This is a genomic window from Duganella sp. 1411 (assembly GCF_017833525.1).
Lineage (GTDB): Bacteria > Pseudomonadota > Gammaproteobacteria > Burkholderiales > Burkholderiaceae_D > Rugamonas.
The window spans coordinates 102,615-120,378 of sequence record NZ_JAFICD010000008.1; the positions used below are offsets into that span (position 1 = coordinate 102,615).

9 protein-coding genes and 1 pseudogene are annotated in these 17,764 nt (G+C 64.1%); all 10 read right to left on the minus strand.

Annotated features, from left to right (window positions below):
- Position 1: 1 nt before the first annotated feature.
- Positions 2–1,648: a DUF5597 domain-containing protein gene (locus JOD97_RS28625; RefSeq protein WP_209726069.1), complete on the minus strand. Its 1,647-nt coding sequence runs from the start codon at positions 1,646–1,648 to the stop codon at positions 2–4.
- Between the two features lie 16 nt (positions 1,649–1,664).
- Positions 1,665–4,661 (minus strand): TonB-dependent receptor, encoded by a 2,997-nt coding sequence (locus JOD97_RS28630; RefSeq protein WP_209726071.1) that lies wholly within the window; start codon positions 4,659–4,661, stop codon positions 1,665–1,667.
- A 401-nt stretch (positions 4,662–5,062) separates the two neighbouring features.
- A complete protein-coding gene (locus JOD97_RS28635; RefSeq protein WP_209726073.1) occupies positions 5,063–6,205 on the minus strand; it encodes a sugar ABC transporter permease in 1,143 nt (380 codons plus the stop codon).
- Positions 6,206–6,224: 19 nt separating this feature from the next.
- The gene (gene xylG, locus JOD97_RS28640) at positions 6,225–7,751 is read right to left on the minus strand and encodes a D-xylose ABC transporter ATP-binding protein (RefSeq protein ID WP_209726075.1); all 1,527 of its coding nucleotides are present in this window, start codon (positions 7,749–7,751) and stop codon (positions 6,225–6,227) included.
- A 132-nt stretch (positions 7,752–7,883) separates the two neighbouring features.
- A complete protein-coding gene (gene xylF / locus JOD97_RS28645; RefSeq protein ID WP_209726077.1) occupies positions 7,884–8,891 on the minus strand; it encodes a D-xylose ABC transporter substrate-binding protein in 1,008 nt (335 codons plus the stop codon).
- Positions 8,892–9,086: 195 nt separating this feature from the next.
- Entirely contained in the window at positions 9,087–10,877 is a 1,791-nt protein-coding gene (locus JOD97_RS28650) for an IlvD/Edd family dehydratase (RefSeq protein WP_255586444.1), read from the minus strand.
- A 16-nt stretch (positions 10,878–10,893) separates the two neighbouring features.
- A complete protein-coding gene (locus JOD97_RS28655; protein ID WP_373999962.1) occupies positions 10,894–11,679 on the minus strand; it encodes an SDR family NAD(P)-dependent oxidoreductase in 786 nt (261 codons plus the stop codon).
- Positions 11,680–11,700: 21 nt separating this feature from the next.
- Positions 11,701–12,822 (minus strand): annotated as a pseudogene (locus JOD97_RS28660) (fumarylacetoacetate hydrolase family protein); the annotation flags it as partial.
- A 142-nt stretch (positions 12,823–12,964) separates the two neighbouring features.
- Complete coding sequence (locus JOD97_RS28665; protein WP_209726087.1) at positions 12,965–14,188, minus strand: DNA-binding transcriptional regulator; 1,224 nt, start codon at positions 14,186–14,188, stop codon at positions 12,965–12,967.
- Between the two features lie 138 nt (positions 14,189–14,326).
- Entirely contained in the window at positions 14,327–17,719 is a 3,393-nt protein-coding gene (locus JOD97_RS28670) for a GDSL-type esterase/lipase family protein (RefSeq protein ID WP_209726089.1), read from the minus strand.
- Positions 17,720–17,764 lie beyond the last annotated feature (45 nt).

Consider the following 17,764-nt stretch of genomic DNA (forward strand, 5'->3'; position numbering starts at 1 on the left):
GTTAGTACGTACCGACTTTAACCTTCAACACCACCGGCTTGCCGGTCAGGTTAAGGCCGTAGTCGGTCTGGTCGCCGTTCCAGTTGCGCTCCATGACCCATTTACCGGATGGATCATAATAGCCTTCCTCGACGCGCGCCCACATCGTTGGTTTGCCGTCCGCATGGTCGATCTTCACGCGCGCGTACTGGCCGACGATGATGAACTCATCGTCGGCGATCTGCGCGATCGCCACGCCGCCGTTGGGTTTCTCCGTGTTGGCCGGCAGGTCCTTCACATCCTTGAAGTATTCACGCTCGCCGAACTGCCATTCGCGGAACGAAATGGTGCCCTTCCAGCCCTTCATCGCGATGGTTTGCGGCGCGCGGTCGTCGCCTTCGGCCACGCCGTAGGTGCGGCCCTCGAACGCCCACCTGGACCACTGGCGCTCCATCGGGCGGAAGACCGAATAGATCTTCGCGTACGGTTCGACCATGGTCTTGTCGGTGGCCTTGTGGCCAAGCGGGAAGTTGCTGTAGTCGGCGTAGTCGATGCCGAACGGCGAGAAGTTGATCGCGCCGCGGCCCAGCACCAGATAGGCGTAGCGCACGTATTCGGCGGCATTGCTCATCTCCGGCACGGCCAGCGGGTTGTCCGGACGCTGGAACTTGTCTAGCGTGGCGACGAACTTCTTCGAGTCCGGGCTGTAGATATCGGGCGCGGCGAAGTCGATCGCCGGCGCCGCGGCCTTGTAGATATCGATCACGTCGAAGGTCGGGCCGCCGCTGGCGAAATTCTTGTTCCACGGCTTGACCGGCTCTTCGAGCGGATCGCGGATCGAGTTATTGACGTACATCGGCAGGTTGTAGACCGCGCGGCCCGCCTTGGCGATCTCGCCGATGTAGCTGGCGATCGACCAGGCGTGGAAGTACTCTTCGGCGTAGTCGCCGTAGACCTGCTTCCAGGTGCCGCTGGCGGCCAGCGCCACCGGCGATTTTTTACGCTTCAACACCGCTTCGGGCACCGGCTGGTTGAACGCCGCTTCGGCCTTCGGCGCGTAGTCGCGCGCGTAGCCGTAGGTGCCCACCTCGTTCTCGACCTGCATCATGATGACGGTGCGGTGCGCCTCGTCGATCTTTTTAATGTGCGTCATCAGCGCGACAAACGCCTTCTTGTCGGCCTTGAGCGTTTCCTCGCCCTGCGGCGAGAGGCAGTAAATCGGCTTGCCTTCCTTGTCCAGCATGCGCGGGAAGCGCTGGTTGTTAAACTTCACCCACTCCGGCGCGTAATTGGCGCCGGTGTTCTTCCAGGTGCCGAACCACAGCAGCACCAGGCGCACCTTGTTCTTGCGCGCCTCGGCCACCAGCGTATCGACATAGCTGAAATCGAACTTGCCTTCGACCCGCTCGATCTGTTCCCATGCGACCGGGATTTCGAGCGTGTTGGCGTTCATGTCCTTGATCGCCGGCCAAAGCTTCTTCAGGGCCAGCGGATAGTTACTCGAATTCTGCGCTTGAGCCCCGAACATCACAAAAGGCGCGCCGTCCACCATCAAGGCGTAACGGCCATCCTTTTGTACCAGTTCGGGGATCGGCGCGGCCGCCGCGCCAGCCGAGGCCAATACAACAAAACCAATGGAGCTTACAAGCTGGCGGGCGATCATCTTCATGCGGTCTAGCCTTTCCTTAATTGAAGTTGTAGCTCAGGCGAGCGACGTAGCGCGGGCCGGACGAGAACCATGCGCGGCCCATCATACCGGTAGTCTGCTGCATCAGGACCTTGTACTTGGAGTCGGTGATGTTCTGCGCCTCCAGGCCGATCTGCACACTGTCGTTGATCTTGTACGACACCGAGGCATCGGCCTGGCCGTAATCGTCAGCCCAAGTTGGCAAGCCCCATGCCACCGTGGTCTTTCCGAAGTTCGGGCTGGCCGGGTTGGTGTCGGTACCGTCGGTGCCCTGGGTGCCGTTCACGTTGACCGCCTGCAGAGACTTCGAACGCCAGTTGTAGGCCAGACGCGCCGACCATGGGCCCTTGTCGTACATCAAAGCGATGTTGTACGAACGACGGGACAGGTTTTCCAATGGCAGATTGCCAAAGGTGGTGCCGTTGGTGTCGCAACCGTTCAGGTTCAAGTTCAGGTTGGCGGCGCCGCCGCCGCTGCCCGTGCAGTACTGCTGGTAGACGCCGTTGTACAAGGTGCGCTTGCTGTCGACGAAGGTGAAGTTACCCTGCAGGCCCAGGCCCGACAAGGCGCCCGGCAGCTTGTCGAAGTACTGCTGGTAGGCCAGCTCGAAACCACGTGCGCGGCCTTTGGCGCCGTTGACCGGCGCGGTGGTGATGAAGTTATACGACTGTCCGGTGACGGAGTTCAGTTGATACGCGGTCGTCTGGTTGACGATCACGTCCTTCAACTGCTTGTTGAACAAGGCCAGGGTGAACGAGCCGACCGGCGAGAAGTACCACTCGGCGGTCAGGTCGATCTGCTTGGCGGTGATCGGACGCAGATTCGGGTTGCCCTTGGCTTCGCCGGTCAGACTCTGGCTGTTGACGGTGCCGTCGGATTTGACGTCGGCGGTCTGGCTCAACGACGTGTAAGCCTGCAACTGCGACGGGTCCGGACGCGACATCGCCGACGCGAACGCGAAACGGAACTGCAGCGTGTCGCTGGCCTTCATGCGCAGATTCAGGCTAGGCAGCCAGTTGTGGTACGAGTTCTCGTAGCTTTCCGCCCTCTGGAACGGTGCGAAGACCGGAATCGCCGGATTATTCGTCGGGGTGGTCGAGCTAAACACCGTGTAACCGGTGGCGTGGGAATCGGTCTTCACGTAGCGCAGGCCGATATTACCGTCGACCGGGAATTTCAGGTCGTCGAAGCCGAAGCGGGTTTGCGTGTAGAGCGCCTTGGTTTTCTCGCTCTGCTCATTGATACCGGCCGGATCGCCGCCAAAGGTGGCCGCTTTCCATGGCGTGCAATTTGCCGCACCCGATTTTTCCGCGCACAGGATGTCATGATAGGAGTGCAGCGTGGCGTAGCTCGATGGGTAGCCCTGCGCCAGCGAGGGGTTCGGGAACACCACCGCAGGCACGCTCATTTTACCGTTGAAGAAGTTATCAAAGGAGTGGACCGTGGTATTACCCGAGAAACGCGGATCGCCCAGATAGGCCAGGCCGCTGATCTCGCCCTGCCATGGCTGGGTAATGGCGGCCCAGTTGTAGCTTGGATTGGAGTTCTGCGTTACCGAATCGCGATTGGTCATGCGCGCACCGAACTTGATGTCGCGGAAGATCGGGTGGTCGAAGTCATATTTCAGATCGATCTTGCCCGCGTCCGAATCGGCCTTGGCGCGATCCAGGTGCTCCATCGTGAACGCCCAATAGTAATTGTTCGGATTGGCCAGGTTGGCGCGGTCCGCGGCGTCGAAGACGATGTTCGGCAGGCTACCCGACAGGTCCAGCTGCTCCTTCGGCATTTTCAAGCCGGTGGCCACGGTCGAATCGACACTCTGGGTATTGGCGCGGATGCGCTGCAGATCGGTGGTGATGGTCCAGCGGTCGTTCGGACGCCAGCGCATGTTCCACGACACGTCGGTGGTGTCGGACTTGCGCCATGCGGCTCGCGTATCGTTGTTGAAGTTAATGCCGCCATCGGCCGGGTCGCTCAGGGTGCCGCTGATGAAGGCGCCGTTGTCCGCGTACTTGCCGTTGGCGACCTGGATGTTGTACGGGCTCGATTGGGCGAAGATCGCCTGCTCGTCCCAGCTCATCTTGTACTTCGATTTGAAGTAGGTCAGGCCGGTGGTGATCTCGCTGTTCGGTTTCCACTGCAGCGCGCCGTACGCGCCTTCGCGGGTGCGGTCGAAGTTCAGCGAACGCCATTCCGCGCCTTTGGGAATATAGACGGTGCGGCCTGGAACGATGTCGGTGCGCGGGTAGTACGGCTCGACCTGGATGGCGTCGGTGCGGGTCGCCGATTCCGAGTAGGCCAGGTCGATCAGGGCACCGACTTCACCGAACGGGGTTTTCCAGCGATTGGTCACCATGCCGGAACCCGATGGCGACGCTTTGCCCTTGCGCAGTTTGGAATAGGTCTCCGAACCGCTGATGGAAGCCTTGAAGCCTTTGTAATCGAACGGCAGTGCGGTGCGCAGGTTGATCAGGCCACCGATGGCGCCCTCCACCTGTTCCGCCGACGGGTTCTTGTAGATGTCGACGCCGGCCATCAGCTCCGGCGGCACGTCCTCGAAGTTGAGCGAGCGGCCGCCGTTGGCCGAGAACGAATCGCGGCCGTTCAGTTCCGAACGCACGTAGCTCAAGCCGCGCACGGACACGCCCGAGCCTTCGACCGAGAAGTGATCCGGGTCGGCGCGCGACATGGCGCGGTCGATGGTCACGCCCGAGACGCGTTGCAGCACCTCGGTGACCGAGCGATCCGGCAGTTTGCCGATATCGTCGGCGGAGATCGAGTCGACCACCTCGTCCGCGTTCTGCTTGATTTTTTGTGCCGATTGCAGCGCCGCGCGCTGACCGGTGATGACCACCGCCACCGGCGCCGCGGCTGGCGCCGGGGTGTCGGATTTCGCGGCCGGTTCCTGGGCGGTTTGCGCCGAGGCGACACCGCTGGCCATCATCGCCATCTGGGCCAGGCCCAGTGCGATCGCTGTTTTCTTAAACTGTTTCATTCACGCTCTCCAAAGTTATACAACTTAAATCACGGCTCTTCGGCCTTGTTGGTGATTCTCTACTGAAGCTTTACTGCTGCTGCGGTGAAGCCGGGTTTTTTAGGGACGTAAGGGCGAGTGAGCACGCAGGCGCCGACGGGCGCCCTGCTTGATCATCATTTGGTGGTGTCTCGCTCTTAATATTTTTGTCGTTCTGGCTTTATTGGCTGGGTGCCGAGGCCATACGATGCTATGCGAACATTTTGCAAGTTACCCAAAAGTGTGGCAATTGCGAAATTCACCAAGCGGCGGAATGATAATCCGCAAGCGTCGTGTACATAAGACAAACGAGGGCCGTAAACGGCAACGCGGCCCGTCGTTGCGGGCCGCGTGGGGGAGGAACCGGACTCAGCTTATCAGACTCAACGGCGGCCGGAGCGCGTCGCCACGTCGACCCACACGGCCAAGGTCAGGATGCAGCCCTTGACGATCATCTGCCAGTAGGTGTCGACATCCAGCATCGACATGCCGTTATCGAGGCTGGCCATCACCAGCGCGCCGATCAACGCGCCGTACACGGTGCCGGAGCCGCCGCGCATCGAGGTGCCGCCGATGAAGCACGCGGCGATCGCATCGAGTTCGCCCGAGGTGCCGGCCGACGGCGAGCCGGCCGCCAGACGGGCCGTGTTGATCAGGCCCGCCAATGCGCACATCAAGCCCATGATCCCGAAGATCCACAGCTTCACCGCCTGCACGTTGACGCCGGACAGACGGGTCGCCTCCATATTGCTGCCGACCGCGTAGATACGGCGGCCGAACACGGTCTGCGTCGCGACGTAGCTGAACACGCCCAGCAACACCAGCAGCAGCAGCACCGGCAGCGGAATGCCCTCGTAGCTGTTCAAGGTGCGCACGAAAGCGAACAGCACCACGGCGATCGCCGCCAGGCGCAGACCGTCGCGCCACATCGGCGGCACCGGCAGGCCGTGGCGCGCCAGGCTGGCGCGCTGGCGCCAGGTCAGCACCGCGCCCAGCACGAACAGGGCGACACCGAGGCCCACGCCCATCTGCGGCGACAGGTAGCCCTGCCCCAGTTGCACCATCGACTCGGACACCGGCGCCACCGTCACGCCATCGGTCACACCGAGCACGATGCCGCGGTAGGCCAGCATGCCGCCCAAGCCGACGATGAAGGACGGGATGCCCTTGTACGCGGTCAGGTAGCCGTTGAACAGTCCGAGCACCAGGCCGCACGCCAGCACCACCGCGATGGTGGCCGGCAGCGGCATGTGGTGGGTGACGTCGAGCACCGCCGCCACGCCGCCAAGAAGGCCAAGCAGCGAGCCGACCGACAGATCGATCTCGCCGGCGATGATGACGAAGGCCATGCCGCAGGCGACGATGCCGGTGACGGCCATCTGCCGCATCAGGTTGGACAGGTTGCGCGGCGAGATGAAGCCGCCCTCGGTCTTCCAGCTGAAGAAGGCCCAGATGATGGCGATGGCGATCAGCAGCGCGAGGATCTTGTACTGCGTGAAAAGCTGTTTGAGTTTATTTGTTTGCATGGTTTTCACAGATAAGGCATCACGAATGATCGAGTGCTGCCGACAGCAGCGTTTCCTGGGTCAGGTTCTGGTTGATGAAATCGCCGCGCAGCTTGCCCTCGCCCATGACCAGCACGCGGTCGGACACGCCCAGCACCTCGGCCAGCTCGGACGACACCATGATGATGGAGACGCCCTGGCTGGCCAGTTCCAGCATCAGTTTATAGATTTCGAACTTGGCGCCGACGTCGACGCCGCGCGTGGGCTCGTCGAGGATCAGCACCTTGGGGCGCGTCAGCAGCATCTTCGACAGCACCGCCTTCTGCTGGTTGCCGCCCGAGAGCGACGTGATCGACAGGAACGGGCTGGCCGTTTTCAGGCCCAGGCGGGCGATTTCCTCGCTGACGACCTTGAGCTCCTGCTCGCGGTCGATGCGGGTGAAGCGCGAGAAGCGGCCCAGCACCGACAAGGTGATGTTCTGGCCGACGTCCAGGTCGCGCACGATGCCGTGCTGCTTGCGGTCCTCCGGCACCAGCGCCAGGCCGGCGCGGATGGCCTTGAGCGGCGTGCCGGTGTCGATCTTCGCGCCTTCGAGCCAGACCTCGGCCTCCGAGCGGCCCGGATAGGCGCCGAACAGCGCCGACACCAGCTCCGTGCGGCCCGCGCCCACCAGGCCGGCGATGCCGAGGATCTCGCCCTTGCGCAGCGAGAAGGAGACGTTGTCGACCTTCCTGCGCTCGGGCTTCTCGACGTCGTAGCAGGTGACGTTGCGCGCCTCGAACACGATGTCCTCGCTGGGCGTGCGCTCCAGCGTCGGATACAGCTGGTTCATTTCGCGGCCGACCATCTGCGCGATGATCTGCTTGACGTCCATCTTGTCCATCGGCGTGGTGGCGATATGCTGGCCGTCGCGGATGACGACGATGGTGTCGCAGATCGCCTCCACCTCATCGAGTTTGTGCGAGATGTAGACGCAGGCCACGCCCTTGGCCTTCAGGCCGCGGATGATATTGAGCAGCACCTGGATCTCGGAGGTCGTCAGCGACGACGACGGCTCGTCGAGGATCAGCAGGCGCGCGTTCTTGTTGAGCGCCTTGGCGATCTCGATCAACTGCTGGTGGCCGCCGCCGTAGTTCGACACCGGCAGCACCACGTTGACGTCGGTCAGATTGAGTTCCTTCAGCAGCGCCTCGGCGCGCTGGTTCATGGCCGAATAATCCATGCGGCCGCCCGGCAACGTGATCTCGTTGCCCAGGAAGAGATTCTCGGTCACCGACAGCTCGGGCACCAGCATCAGCTCCTGGTGGATGATGACGATGCCGGCGGCCTCGCTTTCGCGGATCGACTGCGCCTGCAAAGGCTTGCCGTCGAAGTGGATTTCGCCGTCCCAGGTGCCGTGCGGGTAGACGGCGGACAGCACTTTCATCAGGGTCGACTTGCCGGCGCCGTTCTCGCCGCACAAGCCGATGCACTCACCGGCCCGCACTTGCAGGTCGATACCGTCGAGCGCCGGAACACCGCCAAACTTTTTGACGATGCCCTTCATTTCTAGCAAATAGCCGGACATACTGGTTCTCGCAGAGGTGGTGGAACTCGCCACGCGCAAGCCGCGTTATCGGCGAAGCGAGGCGTGGCGAAAGACAGTGCGAACGCACGGCGAGGCGTCTTTGGCGACGCCCCGGTCTTCATGAAGCGGCGATTACTTCGCGGCCGCAAGTTGTGCCTTGGTATAGAAGCCGTCGGCGACGACGACATCCATGTTCGCCTTGGTCAGCATTGTCGGTTTCAGCAGCAGCGTGTCGACTTGTTTAAAGCCGTTCTGATACTGCGAATTGAAGCCCGGCTTTTCGCCGCGCACCAGCTGCACCGACAGCTTGGCCGCCTCGCTGGCGATCAGCTTGAGCGGCTTGTAGACGGTCATGGTCTGGGTACCGGCGATGACACGGCGCACGCCGGCCAGATCGGCGTCCTGGCCCGACACGGCCACCTTGCCGTCGAGTTTTTGCGAAGCCAGCGCCTGGATCGCGCCGCCGGCGGTGGCGTCGTTGGAGGCGACCACCGCATCGAGCTTGTTGCCGTTGGCGGTCAGCGCGTTTTCGACGATGGACATCGCCTCGGCCGGGTTCCAGTCCTTGACCCACTGCTTGCCGACGACTTTGATGTCGCCCTTGTCGATCAGCGGCTGCAGCACTTTGAGCTGGCCTTCGCGCAGCATCTTGGCGTTGTTGTCGGTCGGCGCGCCGCCCAGCAGGTAGTAGTTACCCTTTGGTTTGACGGCCACCACGCCCTGCGCCTGCATCTCGCCGACCATCTTGTTGTCGAAGGAGATGTAGGCGTCGATGTCGGCGTTGAGGATCAGGCGGTCGTACGAGACCACCTTGATCTTGGCCTTCTTGGCTTCCTTGACGGCGTTGTTCAGCACCGTGGCGTTGTAGGGAACGATGACCAGCACGTCGACGCCGCGCGAGATCAGGTTCTCGATCTGGGCGATCTGGCGCTGCTCGCTGGCGTCGGCCGACTGCACGAAGACCTTGGCGCCCTGCTTTTCGGCGGCGGCGACGAAGTAGTCGCGATCGCGCGCCCAGCGCTCGAGGCGCAGGTCGTCGATGGAGAAGCCGATTTTGGGATTCTTGGCGTCCGCCATGGCGTTACCGCCGGCGCACACCATCATGACCGCGATGGCGGCCGCACTCAGTATTTTCTTCATTTGTTTCGTCTCCTGATTCGAATGCCGTTATGCCTGACAAAGGCCCTACTTTTCCAACTCGTTACTGTACAGGTCTATGCCCAACTAGCGCTTTTTACAGATTTTCGTAGGGCGGATTAGGCATCGCCGTAATCCGCCATGAGCCGCTGGCGGCGCTTGGCGGATTACGCTGCGCTAATCCGCCCTACGTGGTGCTTAATGATTGTGGCGGGCCGGATTGTCCGCCACTCCACGGTATGGTACAGCCAGTTCCATGCAAGCGCCGTTTTCCATTTGGCCGACGGTGCTGCGGTAGATTTCCTGCCACGGCGTTTGGCTGGCCGGGATGGTCGGCAGCGCGCCCTTCTTGCGTTCTTCCCACTCCGCCGCCGGCACCAGCGCGTCGCAGGTGCCCGCGTTCAGGTCGACACGGATCATGTCGCCGGTGCGCAGCCACGCCAGGCCGCCGCCGACCGCGCTTTCCGGCGACGCGTTCAGGATCGACGGGCTGTCCGAGGTGCCGGACTGGCGGCCGTCGCCCAGCGTCGGCAGCCAGTTGACGCCGCGCTTGACCAGCGCGTCTGGCGGTTGCATGTTGACCACCTCGGCCGAACCGGGCCAGCCCACCGGGCCGGCGCCGCGGATCACCAGCATGCAGTCCTCGTCGATGTTCAGCGACGGATCGTTGATGCGGTTATGGTAGTCGGTCGAGCCGTCGAACACCACGGCGCGCGACTCGAATACATTCTCCTGACCCGGTTTGCTCAGGTAGCGCTCGCGGAAGGCCGGCGAAATCACGCTGGTCTTCATGATCGCGAAGTCGAACAGGTTGCCCTTCAGGACGAAGAATCCGGCGTCCTCCTTGAGCGGCGCGTTGAACGGGAAGATCACTTCGCGGTCCTGCGTCTCCTTGCCGACCAGGTTGTCGCGCATGGTGCGGCCGGTGACGGTGGCGCGCTCCGAACGCAGCATGCCCTGCTGCTCCAGCTCCCACATCACCGCCGGCACGCCGCCGGCGCGGTGGAAACGCTCGCCGAGGAATTTACCGGCCGGCTGCATGTTCAGCAGCAGCGGCACCTTGTGGCCGTATTCCATCCAGTCGCTCGAATGCAGCTCGACGCCGGCGTGGCGCGCCATCGCGACGATGTGCTGCTGCGCGTTGGTCGAACCGCCGATGGCGGCGTTGACCACGATCGCGTCGAGGAAGGCGTCGCGGTTCAGGATGGCCGAAGGCTTGATGTCCAGCTTTGCCATTTCGACGATGCGGCGGCCGGTCTCGTAGGCCATCTGGCCGCGCTCGCGGTACGGCGCCGGAATCGCCGAGCAACCGGTCAGCGACATGCCCAGCGCCTCGGCGATGGCGTTCATCGTCGACGCCGTGCCCATGGTGTTGCAGTGCCCCGCCGACGGCGCCGAGGCGGCCGCGATCTGCAGGAACTTCTCGTTGTCGATGGTGCCGGCGGCCAGTTGGCGGCGGCCTTTCCAGATCGCCGCGCCGGAACCGGCCAGTTCGCCCTCGAACCAGCCGTCGAGCATCGGCCCGCCGGACAGCACGATGGCGGGAATGTCGACCGTGGACGCGGCCATGATCTGCGACGGCGTGGTCTTGTCGCAGCCGGTGGTCAGCACCACGGCGTCGATCGGATAGCCGTGCAGGATCTCGACCAGGCCCATATACGCCAGGTTGCGGTCGATCGCCGCCGTCGGACGGCGGCAGTTCTCGAAGATCGGATGCAGCGGGAACTCCATCGCGATGCCGCCGGCGTCGCGGATGCCGTCGCGCACGCGCTTGGCCAGCTCCAGGTGGATGCGGTTGCAGGGACTGATGTCGCTGCCGCTTTGCGCGATGCCGATGATCGGCCGGCCCGAGCGCAGCTCTTCCGGCGTGATCCCGTAGTTCATGAAGCGCTCCAGATAGAGCGCGGTCATGTCGATGTGGTCCGGATTGTCGAACCAGTCTTGCGAGCGGTAGCGGCGTGGCTGCTGGTTGTTCATGTCATTGCCCATATATTCCTATGCTGCCTTATGCGCCGTACCAGCCGGCGTCGACGAAGTATTCACGACCGGAGCAGGCCGAGGCGCTGTCCGAGGAAAGGAACAGCGTCATCGCCGCCACGTCGTCCACCTGCACGCGCTGTTTCAGGCACTGGCCGGCCAGGATGCGAGCTTCCTCGTCCGGCGTGTGCCACAGCGCTTCCTGGCGCGGAGTGCGTACGCCGCCGGGAATAATGCAATTGACACGGATATTATCAGGTCCCAGGTCGCGCGCAAGGCCCCGGGTCATGCCTTCGATGGCGGCTTTGGCCATCATGTACAAGGTCAGGTCCGGCAACGCCAGGTGCCACGAGATCGAACCGAAGTTCAGGATCACGCCGCCGCCCTGCTCGCGCATGCCCTGCGCCACGGCCTGGGCGCAGAAGTATTGGTGGCGCAGGTTGACCGCCATGCGGCCTTCCCAGTATTCCGGCGTGACGTCGGCCAGGTTGTGGCGGTCGTCGTTGGCGGCGTTGTTGATCAGGATGTCGACGGTGCCGATGTCGGCGAAGGTCTTGGCCAGCGTGGCCAGGTTGGTCAGGTCGCACTGCACGAAGGTCGGCGGCACCGGCAGGGTCGACAAGGTCGCCTCCAGCGCGCGCGAATCGGCTTCGGCGATGTCGAGGAAGTGCACGCGGGCGCCCTGGCGCGCGAACGCCTCGACGATGCCGGCGCCGATGCCGCTGCCGCCGCCGGTGACGACCACGCGCTTGCCGGCCAGGCTAGGATAGATCGCCTGCTCGGCCTTCGTTTGCACGGCCGGTTTGGCCGGCACCGAGGCGCGGGCGCGGTTCAGCAGTGCGCGCGTGCCATAGGTCCACGGCGCGATCTGGTCGCTGCGCTGCACATGGTTGACCAGCGCGCCCAGCGAAGGCGTCGAGATGCTGACACGGTCGCCCAGGTGGTGGGTGAAACCGCCGCCGACGGCGTCGCGGTCTTTGATCGGCGAGAACATCGTGCCGAGGAACAGCATGAAACCGTCCGGATACTGGTGGTGGCGGCCGCACACCTGGCTCACCAGGTCCAGCGGATCGCGGCTGATTTCGCGCATGCGGCTGGCGCCGGCCAGGCGGAAGTCGTCGTCGCGGCCTTCGATCAGCATGCTCACTTCGGCGTTGCGGATGGTGTCGATGGTGAAGTGGTCGTCGAACAGGCGGATGAACGGGCCGATCGAGCACGAACCGTTGTTGTCCTTGGCCTTGCCCAGCAACAGGGCGCTGCGGCCCTCGATGTCGCGCAGGTTGACGTCGTTGCCCAGCGTGGCGCCGAGCACCTTGGCCTGGCTGTTGACGGCCAGGACGATCTCGGGCTCCGGGTTGTTCCATTTGGAGTCCGGATGCAGGCCGACGTCGGCGCCCACGCCGACGGCGGACATCGGCTGCGACTTGGAAAACACCTCGGCGTCCGGGCCGATGCCCACTTCCATGTACGGCGACCACAGGCCGCGCGCGATCAGGTCCGCCTTCAGCTTGGCCGCTTCCGGCGAACCCGGACGGATGGCCGACAGGTCGGAACCGATGATGGTCTGGATTTCGGCGCGCAGGGCGTTGGCGCGCGACGGATCGCCGGCGGCCTGCTCCTCGATCACGCGCTCCAGCAGGCTGACCGCGAAGGTCACGCCGCAGGCCTTGATCGCCTGCAGGTCGCATGGCGCCAGCAGGCGCGGGATGCTGTCGTCGGCGCCGCCGGCCAGCGCGTTGGCCAGCAGGGGCTGCACGTCGCCGAGCGATTCGCCGGGAGCGGAACGGGCCACTTCCAGCGCGTCGTCGCGCTCGAGCAAATCGGACATCGTCGGAGCGTGGCCGGTGATGTCGAACACCTCGCCGTTGCGTACGGCGACCACACACGGTCCGTTGATGACGCCACCGCGCCAAACACGTCCCACCAGTACTGCGCGGCTCATATCGTCCGGCAGCATCGAATTTATATTATTTTCCAAGGTCTCTCTCTCCAGGCAGGCTAGCAAACTGCGTGGGAGATTTTCACCTTAATCACTGGTGGCGGCAATTACGAAAACCACCAAGCCCAGTCATGATTTACGCCTGACTTGGGCAATATCGTTAGGCGACGCTGCGCAGGGCCGGCCCGGCGCCCTCCTGCGCGGCCGCCGCCTCCGGGCACTTGAGCATGCGGTCCTGGTAGGCGCGCGGGGTGCAACCCAGTTCCCGCTTGAACACCGCGTGCATGTACTGGACAGAGGTAAAGCCGCAGGTCAGCGCCACCTCGGCGATGCTGCTGTCGCCGGCCGCCAGCCGCTCGGTGGCCGCGTCGAGCTTAAAGCGCAGGATCACGTCGTGCACGCTGCAATCGAGCTCCTGGCGGAAGTACGACTCCAGCGACGAGCGCGAAATACCGACATATTCCGCCACCTGGTGGGTCTTGATGCCCTGGCAGGCGTACTGGCGGATGAAATGGCGCGCCCGCATCACGTGCGGATGCTTGGGCGCCTCGTGGCGGGTCGAGGTCTGGACGTTGATGCCGACCGGCGGCACCATCACGCGCGTGCCCTGCAACCGCACGCCGTGCAGCATCTGGTCCAGCAGGTGGGCGGCGGTGCGCCCCATCTCCTGCGCGCCCTGGATCACGGAACTGAGCGGAATGCGGGTCAGCATGCGCGCCAGCGGATCGTTGTCGATGCCGATCAGCGCCACCTGCTCCGGCACCTCGATATTGGCCATGATGCAGGCCTGCAGCAGCTGGCGCGCGCGGGCATCCGTGACGGCGATGATGCCGACCGGCTTGGGCAGGCTGTGCAGCCATTTGATCTGCTGCTCGACCGCCTCGTCCCAGGCGGCGGCGCTGGTGCCCAGGCCGCGGTAGATCTGCGGCTCCATCTTGTCGTCGGCCATCAGCTTGCGGAAGGCCGTCTCGCGCTCCTGCGCCCAGCGGTTTTCCTGCGCCTCCGGCAGGCTGAACATGGCGAAATGGCGCAGGCCGGCCTCGATCAGATGATCGTGAGCAAGTTTAATCAGCTTGAAGTTGTCGGTGGCGACGTAGGGCACGCCGTCCGGATAGTCGCTCTCGCTGGCATAGGAGCCGCCGACGGCCACCACCGGGATGCGGGTGCGCGACAACGCGGCCGCCACGGCCGGGTCGTCGAAATCGGCGATGATGCCGTCGCCCTGCCAATGCTCGATGCCCGGCAGGCGCAAACGGAAGTCTTCCTCGAGGAATAGATCCCAAGACGCCCGGGTGCTGCTCAAATGCGCGGCAATACCGGCGATGACTTCGCGGTCAAAAATCTTGTTTGCATTGAACAACAGCGCAATACGGTGGGACTTCATCTGCATATTCAACTACCTCAATCGGAAACGGCTCGCCTCATCGCACCCTCTGCGGAGTGAGATTTGTATTGTGGCATGATTCCGTCACGATTTAGATGAAAAAGACGTTCCCGTCCGTAAATGGCTACATCCGAAGGGCTATTTTTCCCCCTTCAGAAGGGTGGGTTTCCCAAACACAATGCCCCGACCCGCCGTACTCATGAAAACGTTGCCAAAAGTGTTATTGTCCCCGATAACGAATTGGGCATCGCCGGGGCCGCCATATTGATGATCATCGTCATTTATGCGCAGCCAGCCGGCGCCGGCGTCGGTAGAGCGGAACAAGCCGCGCACGCCGCCCACCGTGCCCCAGATATAAACGGCCGGATAAGCGGCACCCGGCGCGGCCTTGCCGAAGCCCACCGCCGCCGCGTAGCTCACGCCCGGCACATCGCGGAAAGTGGCGCCGCCATCGGTCGAGCGGGCCAGGCCGCCGTCGTAGCGCGGCACCCATAGGTCGCCCTCGCGCCCCGGCGCCGCGCGCAGCACCGCGCGCGTGCCCTTGGCCGTGGCCAGCGCGCCGGCCGGCGCGAAACTGGCGCCGCCGTCGGTGCTCGCCAGAAGACGGTCGCCGCCCAGCGCGTAAAACCTGGCCGGGTTGACCGGATCGGCCACCGGACGGGCGCCGTCCAGGCCCTTGACCGGGTTCCAGCTGCCGCCGCCGTCGGTGCTGACGTAGCTGGTGGTCGATTTTTCCGGGCTGTGCACGATCGCCTTGCCGTCGGCGCTCAGCGCCAGCTGCCCCTGCTTTCCCTTCAGCGCGGCGGTCTTCTTCCAGCTCACGCCCATGTCGTCCGATAGATACATCGCACTACCCACGCGCGCGACCACGTTGGGCTTTTGGGCCGCGTAATCGAGGCCCCAGGTGGTGCCCATGCTCGGCGTGTGGATCGGCGAGTATTTGGTCACGTCGGTGTGGCGAAAGCCGTCGTAATCGCCGATGGCGGAGATCACCGGGCCTCCCGGGATGCTGATGATATTGAGCGGCACCGACTCCTCCAGTCCCTCGTCCTCGAACTTCCAGACCGCCGGCGTGGCGTTGATGTCGGTCGAGTTGAAGATGCCGTTGCCGGAGACGACCATCAGCTTCCTGGTGTCGAACGGGTCGAACTCCACGCTGGCGGCCCAGTGGATAAAGCTGCCGCCGATCCAGCTCACGCCATTGGCGTCAATCTTCGCGCCCTGGTCGACGATGCTCTTCCAGCTCTTGCCGCCGTCGAGCGTCTCGAAGAACTGGTCGCGGATCGCGTTGGTGTGGTTGCGGTAGTAGCTGATGGTGGTGACCACCATGCGTTTCGGGTTGCCCGGATCGACGGTGATGCCGGCGTAGGCGCGGTTCAGCGGCGGCGAGATATCGGTCCATTTTTTGGCGCCGATATCGTACTGCCACACGCCGCCCTCCTCCAGCCCCTCGCCATGGGCGACATCGCCCCACGGACCGGCGCCCTTGGCGAAGGCCACCACCAGTTTGCCGTCGGCCAGCACGGCGCGCTGCGGCATCAAGCCGGCCGGCCCGCCATCCATCGCGGCAAAGGTCTTGCCGGCGTCGGACGACATATACATATTGGGGCCGACCTTGCCGAAGCGCGAAACGCCGGCGAACAGCCGCTGCGTGGCACCGCCCGAGGCGCTGGACGGATCGAGCACCACGAAACTGACGCCGTTCTTGTTGTTCGGCGTGGTGGTCACGTCCAGGCCGTCCAGGCGCCGCCAGCTCAGGCCCTCGTCCACGCTCTTGAACATGCCGTTGGCGCGCGTGCCGATGTACAGGATCTTGCCGTTGACCGGATCGACTTGCAGCTTCTCGCCGTTGCCGCGCCCCATGCCGTTGCCGTGCACCTTGAACTGGTTGGTGACGTCGATCTTGGTGAAGGTCTTGCCGTAGTCGGACGACTTCAGGATCGCGCTGGCGCCGCCGTTCATGTACTCGATACCGGTCGACATATACACCCGCCCAGGCGTGTTCGGATCGATGGCGATCGACTCCACGCCCAGCATGCCGGTCTCCTTGTCGGACACCCAGTCCATCAGCGCGATCCAGCGCTTGTTGGCCGCGTCCCAGCGATAGGCGCCGCCGACGTCGGTGCGCAGGTAGATCAGGTCCTTTTCGGTCTTGCTGGTGATGATGCCGGAGACGAAGCCGCTGCCGCCGATGGCCACCGGCTGCCAGGCATAGCCCGCGCCCCGGCTCGCGCCCGCGGACATCAGTTTTTCCAGCTCCGGCGCCAGCGCCTTGGCCCAGATCTCGTAGCCCTTCTCGTTCGGATGCAGCAGGTCGGGCATGATGTCGGTCGACAGCGTGCCGTCCGCCGCCAGGAACTGCTGGTTGATGTCGGCGAAGAAGACGTGACGGTTGTCGGCATAGCCGGCGATGATGGCGTTGACCTTGTCGTTGATACGGCGCAGCGTGTCGTCCGGCTTTTCGCCGCGCGGGAAGATCGCCAGCAGCAGGATCTTGGTGTCCGGCAGGCGGCGCCGCAATTCATCGATATTGCGCTTGATGCCGGCCGCCGTGGTGTTCGGGTCCTCCTGTCGGTGGCCGGTGTTGTTGGTGCCGAACATCAGCACCGCGACCTTGGGCGCCAGGCCATCGACCTCGCCATGCAGCAGGCGCCATAGCACATTCTCGGTGCGGTCGCCGCCGAAGCCCAGCGCCAAGCCGTCCATCGGCTTGTAGTAGCGCTCCCATACCGGCGCGCCGCTCTTTTCCCAGCCCTCGGTGATGGAGTCGCCGATGAAGACGATCTGGCTCTTCTTGCCCAGCGCCTTGGCCTCTTCCAGCTTTTTCTCGTGGCGCGGCGTCCACCAGCTGATCGACCACGATTCGTTGAGCTTTTCCGGCGTGACCGACGCGGTCCGGTAATCCGGGCAGCCGACGTTCGGCTTGCCGGCCTTGAGGATCTTGACGTTGGCGACGGCCACCTCGCCGGTGCCGGTGCCGTCCAGCGCGAACGGCCGCGCCACCTTGCTGAAGTCGGCGCCGTCGCGCACGAAGCAGCTCATCGCAAACACCAGGTGGCGCCAGCCCTTGCCGGCGGCCGCGCGTCCCGGCAGCACATACGGCACCGCGCGCTCGCAGCCCTCGCCGCAACCGACCTTGAAGCCGATGCCGCCGTTGCTCAATTCCTTGACGTTGACGTCCAGCGCCAGCACGCCCTTGGCGATGTACGGGCGCAGGTCGGCCGGCTGGCCGGCGGCGTCGATGCGCAGGCTGGCGTACCAGGTGTCCTTCCATTGCAGGGTCAGCGCGTCGTCGGCCTTCTTCATGCCGGACCTGCTCACGCTCACGCTGCCGTTCGGCGCCTTGTTGGCCGGCGCGATGACGGCGCTGGCGCCGTCCAGCGTCTTTTGCGACTCCGAATCGGCGACGGCAACCTGCCAGGGGTCCAGCACACGGCTGTTGAAAACGCTGATGTCATGCGGCGCGGCGCCGGCCTGAGCGGCGCAGGCGAGCGCGATGGCCGCGAAAGCGCGCCGGTGGGTGATCGTCATTGATTGTCTCGCAGGGGTTTTATTTTGAGCCTATTCTGCAAGCGG

Bases quoted from the DNA above. Each gene is read 5' to 3' on its own strand.
- JOD97_RS28625 (WP_209726069.1), bottom strand. From the start codon at position 1,648: ATGAAGATGATCGCCCGCCAGCTTGTAAGCTCCATTGGTTTTGTTGTA.
- JOD97_RS28630 (WP_209726071.1), bottom strand. From the start codon at position 4,661: ATGAAACAGTTTAAGAAAACAGCGATCGCACTGGGCCTGGCCCAGATG.
- JOD97_RS28635 (WP_209726073.1), bottom strand. From the start codon at position 6,205: ATGCAAACAAATAAACTCAAACAGCTTTTCACGCAGTACAAGATCCTC.
- xylG (WP_209726075.1), bottom strand. From the start codon at position 7,751: ATGTCCGGCTATTTGCTAGAAATGAAGGGCATCGTCAAAAAGTTTGGC.
- xylF (WP_209726077.1), bottom strand. From the start codon at position 8,891: ATGAAGAAAATACTGAGTGCGGCCGCCATCGCGGTCATGATGGTGTGC.
- JOD97_RS28650 (WP_255586444.1), bottom strand. From the start codon at position 10,877: ATGGGCAATGACATGAACAACCAGCAGCCACGCCGCTACCGCTCGCAA.
- JOD97_RS28665 (WP_209726087.1), bottom strand. From the start codon at position 14,188: ATGAAGTCCCACCGTATTGCGCTGTTGTTCAATGCAAACAAGATTTTT.
- JOD97_RS28670 (WP_209726089.1), bottom strand. From the start codon at position 17,719: ATGACGATCACCCACCGGCGCGCTTTCGCGGCCATCGCGCTCGCCTGC.